Below are 5,195 nucleotides of genomic sequence, written 5' to 3'. Positions count from 1 at the left end.
GGTGAGCGCATCAAGGTTGACAATATTCCAATCCGGCCTTGCCGAAAGGGCATGGCGTATAAAGTTTGTGCCGATAAATCCGGCTCCGCCGGTGATTAGATAGTTTATAGTGGGGTCTGACCCCGATAAGTGTTTGTTTTTATGAGAGAATCGTTGCAATTTGGGGTGTTTTTTCCTCTTAGGGCCTGCTTTTTGGGGTCAAAAAGTGGGTTTTAAGGATTTTGTGATCATATTTGATGTTTGAGTTGTTCAAGAGTTTATTATGAAGCCTGGTCTCGCTGCTACCAGGAGTTTTCGTGGTTGGTTAATCAATTAAGTCTTGAATTTCATTCTTAAGAATCGGCAAATATTTTATAATTGTCCCCCAAATTATTGCATCATCTATTTTATCATATCCATGAATCACTCGGTTCCGCATACTGATAATTTGTTTTTTTGTTGTAATATTTATTTTATTATCAAGCTTCTCAATCCTACTCATTGCCTCTCCTATGATCTCAAATTCTCTTTCAATCGCACGACGAAGCATTTTATTGCTCTGATACACATTAAAATCTCTTTTGTCTCCAAGATAGCTTTCGATAGATTTAATTGATTCTTTTATGTCGAAAAGAAATTTTTTAATCTTATGTTCCATAAATTTGAGTCTTTGTCTGGTTTACTGAGTCAATAAAAAAAGGATTTGATAATGATTTATCAGTTATTAAATCAACTGGCCTGTGTAATATTTCTTCAAACTTATCTGCGATTAAAAAATAATTATCCGCATAATCAGTATAACCCATAGGATTGAAAGAAATCAACAAATCAATATCGCTGGAATCATCAAACTTATCAGTACATACTGATCCAAATGCAAACAATGTCTTAACATTATGACTTGCGCACAAAACTTTTATTTTATTAATATTTTTTCTAAGTATTTTGTTCATTTTATTTAGGCTTTTAGGCAGGGTCTGACCCCGATAAGTGTTTGTTTTTATGAGAGAATCGTTGCAATTTGGGGTGTTTTTTCCTCTTAGGGCCTGCTTTTTGGGGTCAAAAAGTGGGTTTTAAGGGTTTTGCCTGGGGTCCAGCTTTCCTTATTGTCGTTATTTGTACTTGATTTCGAGTGTTGGATTAATGGGTGGTTTACCCAGCTCCGCCCCTTCACTTACATTTATTCACGGAATGAATTTCTAAACCAGTCAAAAGATATTGTCAAGGATAAAAATTCATTTGTAGGCAAATCCCCATGAAAATGACAGTCCGAATTCCTCTGCTCCGCCTATCTGAACTGCGGCAAGGAAAGCTGCGGCGCACCATTTTTTCATGCCTGCTTTGGTTACCAGATCACTGTAAAACTTTATGTCCACCCGCTTTTTTTCAATATCATTTCCCGGGTCTCCATAAGCATAGCAAAGATCATGGGGCAGGCAGCACTTGTATGTGATGTCCTTCCAGTCACAGCCCGTGAAAAATCCCATTACTTCATCAGGCAGGCCTGAGCAGCCGTCAAACTTCCAGTCCTTATATTTTTCCGGATCAGATTCAATACGGTCAACCAGATAATCCAGGCTGAAATGCCGGCATAATTCCAGGGCTTTTTTTGTGGTGATTGTATCACCTATTTCAGGCAGGGTCATGGGTGTTTTCCTTTAAACCACAATCATGGGGTTGGGGTCAGGCTTGCTTTGTTGTCGTTGTTTGGGGGTAAAGTATCAAGACTTTATGGGGTCGGACCCAGGATCAGTGCAGCAAGAAGCACTTCATGGGTGAAAGGTGAAACAGAAATCAATTTCAAGAAATCTCCTGATCATGATCACCAAATATTTCATCAAAAAAGGCATCCTTGTCCAATGTCCGCTGCCAGTCTCTATGCCGCTTTATACTTTCAACCCGTTTTTTCCTCGGTATAGATAAAAACCGGATGGCATCTACATTTCCAAGTTCCCGAAAAAGTATTTCTATCCCCTTTTTCATAAGATCATTATCAGGAACTGTTTTTGTTAACTTCATCTTAAGCCCTCCTTGTCGCAAAAAGCTACTGGATTACCTGCCCAAATAACTGTATCTACCGTACAACATTTTTTGCATAATTTGTCATCACATGTAATAAAATCAGCCCCAACCGCTTCTGCAAAAACCAGATGTGCAGCATCTGCAACCCCAAAGCTTGTAGAAACCAATCTTTCAGCTCGCTTTCTTGCCCGCGCTTTATCAACCTTAATAAACTTACCTGTTTCCTGAAGCAGATGATAAAGTTCAAATCGTTCAATTTGATCTGATATGGCTGAAATTTCTTTTATATGAACCGGCGAATAGACCAGATCATACATGTTTTGATCTATTGCAGAAAATATCAATTGAACAGCAATTGTCTCCAGATTGATACGCATATAAGACTGATCATCATATGGACGACACAAAGCACACACATCAAGATAAATTTTGTTTACCATAATTATCTATATCACTTCATTAACGATCTGAGTACTGATAACAATTTCACATTCTTTAATAATGGCCCTGGAAATTTCATTTTTTTCTACATCTTGACCCTGGATAAATGAATAAAGCCATATGTTTGTATCTATAAAATATGTTGCTTCAGGCTTTACATTAAAACCGTTCATAAATTTCTTCTCTCAAAAAAGGTGAAAAACCCTTTAATTTTATAGGATTTAACAACAGCTTATCGATTATATCGCTTTGCCTGACCTTTTGTTCACTTATTATAATGACCTTTACATTGCTGCCGGTTCTTTGCTTAAATTTTTCAGGAATTCGAATAAACCCGTTTTTGATTTTCGCTTTAAACTCAATTGCTTCCATGATGTGCCTCCTCAAAAGCTTAATACTTAAATTGATCTTTATTATAAGCTGTAAAGTTAATAAGGACAACTTTTTTTTAAGGACGGGGTCAGGCTTGCTTTGTTGTCGTTGTTTGGCCGCAGTGATACCTGCTTCCAACAAAAACTCACTTACATTTTTATGGCAGGCAGCTAAACCACAATCAGGTTGTGTTTGGGCAAAAGCTCGCGGAGCAGGTAATGCCGGTGGAGGCTTGCGGCCTGGTAAAAATGGTAGATATTGCTTGCAGCGACTTTTTGGGGTTTGTCCAGGCCTGGGAAATGGTTTCTTTGTTTATCCCAGAGTGCGGGATCATAAAGGGGTATTTCCTCACCGGGTTTTATTCCAAGCTCGCCCTTGGTAAAGGCTGTCCGCCATTTTTCAGATCGCTGTGTTTTTCCGTCTTGAAAAGACAGGATATCTTTTATGCGGTCTTCCTTTGTGCTGAAATCAATGCCGCTTGTGCCGTCGTCATGGCCTGTGGAAAGAGATACAAATCTTTGAAACATAGCGTGCATTTTTCTGCATGCTTCAAGAAATGTGTCTACATTGTTACGCTTAAATATTTCGGGCGAGTGCTCATATCTGAAGCTCCATTCAAGATAAGGCAGATCGGGCAGTACTGCCACAGCGCCATTGCTTATGATTGATCTTCTCACGTTGGTCCAGAGGCCTCCCTGGAAACCGAACATGCGGAAGAAGCTGTCCAGCTTTTTGTCAAGATATGTGGCAGTCGGGGCTGCGGCATTTAAGGGCGTTATGCTGGCGGCATCGACTTTGTTTTGCCTTGAACTGACACCGGAAAACCCTGAATGTGAAAAGGTGTCTGCATACACGTGGGCAACAAGGCCGATGAGCTCCAGAGCAAACGGGCAATCATGCAGGTCAAGATAGTGGTCGATGAGCTCGTTTATTAAAGGGCTGTCCTTGCGGCAGAGCAATTGTTCCGTGAAATCTTTGCCTTTATTTCCAGGAAAAAAGTGGAAAGGAACCCAGACAAAGGGTTGATCATTTACATCCCTGTTTTCGGTGAGTTCCAGGAGCTTGTGCGCTGTTACAATGGGGGCAAGTTTGTTACCCTTTTCATGATGCCGGATATCTGCGTCAACTGCATCATCCACGTATTGCGATGCCGTGGCAATTGTTCCGGCTGCCTTGGGCCTGAGACCGGCCATCCGGGCCATTGCGTATGCTGCGTAATAATGTATGTCTATTTGCCTGGGGTCAGGCTTGCGTTGTTGTCGTTGTTTGGTTAATAGGTGTTGGGTTTTGACTGAGCATGGTTGCTAAACTCTTTTGCCATTGTATGAGGCTGATGCCAAAATTATTTATCAGCATAGAACAATCCATAACCGAATTAAGCGGTCTTCTGGCCGGTGTCGGATATTCAGCAGTCGTAACCGGTATCACCTTTTTTATTGCAAACGAATCGTATTGCTTTGCCAGTTCGAATATTTTTTCTGCAAAACCGTGCCAGGTTGTTTTTCCTTTGCCACAATAGTGATAAGTACCCCAGGGAATATCGTGCCTTTCCTTAATTTGTCCTGCAATTGTCAGGATGGCCCCGGCAAGGTCGGCCGCCCAGGTGGGACATCCGTATTGATCGGCTACGACTCTCAGGGTTTCTTTTTCTTTTCCAAGGCCAAGCATGGTCTTGACAAAATTATTTCCGTGGATGCCATAGAGCCATGCGGTGCGTATAATAATATGTTCTTTTAAATGAAGTCTTACCCTGCCCTCTCCTTCGGCCTTGCTTTTGCCGTAAATGCCTATGGGTGATATTGAATCGGTTTCCAGATAAGGTTCCTCTCTGGTGCCGTCAAAAACATAGTCTGTAGAAATATGGATAAGAGGGATTTTTGCTTCATTGCAGGATGAGGCAAGATAAGCAGGGCCGTCACGGTTTACTGCAAAGGCTGTTTCCGGTTCTGATTCAGCCTTGTCAACGGCTGTATAGGCTGATGCATTGATAACCAGAGACAGGCCGGGTTGATTTACCGCCGTCTTTACCGCAGCAGGATCGGTTATATCAAATTTTGGGATATCTGTGGGGATGATATTAAAACCATGGCTCTTGCCTTTTTTGCACAGTTCCCAGCCTAGCTGACCATTGGAACCTATTATTAATATAGTGGGGTCTGACCCCGATAAGTGCTTGTTTTTATGGGAGAATCGTTGCAATTGGGGTGTTTTTTCCTCTTAGGGCCTGCTTTTTGGGGGCAAAAACTGCGTTTTAAGGATTTTGCCTGGGGTCTCTGCCTGGGGTCAGGCTTGCGTTGTTGTCGTTGTTTGGGGGTAAAGTATCGAATTTGATCAAGTGTCTCAGGCCCTTTCCAGTAGTTTAAGATATTTCTCTCTGCTCA

General features: G+C 41.4%; 9 protein-coding genes. All 9 read right to left on the bottom strand.

The features are described 5' to 3' along the window. Nucleotides 1-304 precede the first annotated feature (304 nt). Nucleotides 305-637 (bottom strand): HepT-like ribonuclease domain-containing protein, encoded by a 333-nt coding sequence (locus QAI40_RS16725; protein WP_304511883.1) that lies wholly within the window; start codon nucleotides 635-637, stop codon nucleotides 305-307. Beyond that, the gene (locus tag QAI40_RS16720) at nucleotides 627-932 is read right to left on the bottom strand and encodes a nucleotidyltransferase family protein (RefSeq protein ID WP_304511882.1); all 306 of its coding nucleotides are present in this window, start codon (nucleotides 930-932) and stop codon (nucleotides 627-629) included. Before QAI40_RS16720 ends, QAI40_RS16725 begins: the two co-directional genes overlap by 11 nt. 282 nt (nucleotides 933-1,214) lie before the next feature. Further along, nucleotides 1,215-1,625: a hypothetical protein gene (locus QAI40_RS16715; RefSeq protein WP_304511881.1), complete on the bottom strand. Its 411-nt coding sequence runs from the start codon at nucleotides 1,623-1,625 to the stop codon at nucleotides 1,215-1,217. 154 nt (nucleotides 1,626-1,779) lie between these two features. Further along, entirely contained in the window at nucleotides 1,780-1,998 is a 219-nt protein-coding gene (locus QAI40_RS16710) for a hypothetical protein (RefSeq protein ID WP_304511880.1), read from the bottom strand. Then, nucleotides 1,995-2,441 carry a PIN domain-containing protein gene (locus QAI40_RS16705; protein ID WP_304511879.1) on the bottom strand — a complete coding sequence of 149 codons (447 nt, stop codon included), beginning with the start codon at nucleotides 2,439-2,441 and terminating at the stop codon, nucleotides 1,995-1,997. Before QAI40_RS16705 ends, QAI40_RS16710 begins: the two co-directional genes overlap by 4 nt. A 6-nt stretch (nucleotides 2,442-2,447) precedes the next feature. Next, the gene (locus tag QAI40_RS16700; RefSeq protein ID WP_304511878.1) at nucleotides 2,448-2,615 is read right to left on the bottom strand and encodes a hypothetical protein; all 168 of its coding nucleotides are present in this window, start codon (nucleotides 2,613-2,615) and stop codon (nucleotides 2,448-2,450) included. Beyond that, a complete protein-coding gene (locus QAI40_RS16695) occupies nucleotides 2,602-2,814 on the bottom strand; it encodes a hypothetical protein (protein WP_304511877.1) in 213 nt (70 codons plus the stop codon). The genes QAI40_RS16700 and QAI40_RS16695 overlap by 14 nt, the downstream gene beginning before the upstream one ends. Nucleotides 2,815-2,984: 170 nt before the next feature. Continuing rightward, nucleotides 2,985-4,040: a DUF6765 family protein gene (locus QAI40_RS16690; protein WP_331521138.1), complete on the bottom strand. Its 1,056-nt coding sequence runs from the start codon at nucleotides 4,038-4,040 to the stop codon at nucleotides 2,985-2,987. A 16-nt stretch (nucleotides 4,041-4,056) separates the two neighbouring features. Next, nucleotides 4,057-5,013, bottom strand: coding sequence for a dTDP-4-dehydrorhamnose reductase (rfbD, locus tag QAI40_RS16685; RefSeq protein ID WP_304511875.1), 957 nt, complete (start codon nucleotides 5,011-5,013; stop codon nucleotides 4,057-4,059). Between the last annotated feature and the right edge of the window lie 182 nt (nucleotides 5,014-5,195).

This window comes from Desulfobacula sp., assembly GCF_030611305.1.
Lineage (GTDB): Bacteria > Desulfobacterota > Desulfobacteria > Desulfobacterales > Desulfobacteraceae > Desulfobacula.
This window is presented reverse-complemented; position numbering and strand designations above follow the sequence as displayed.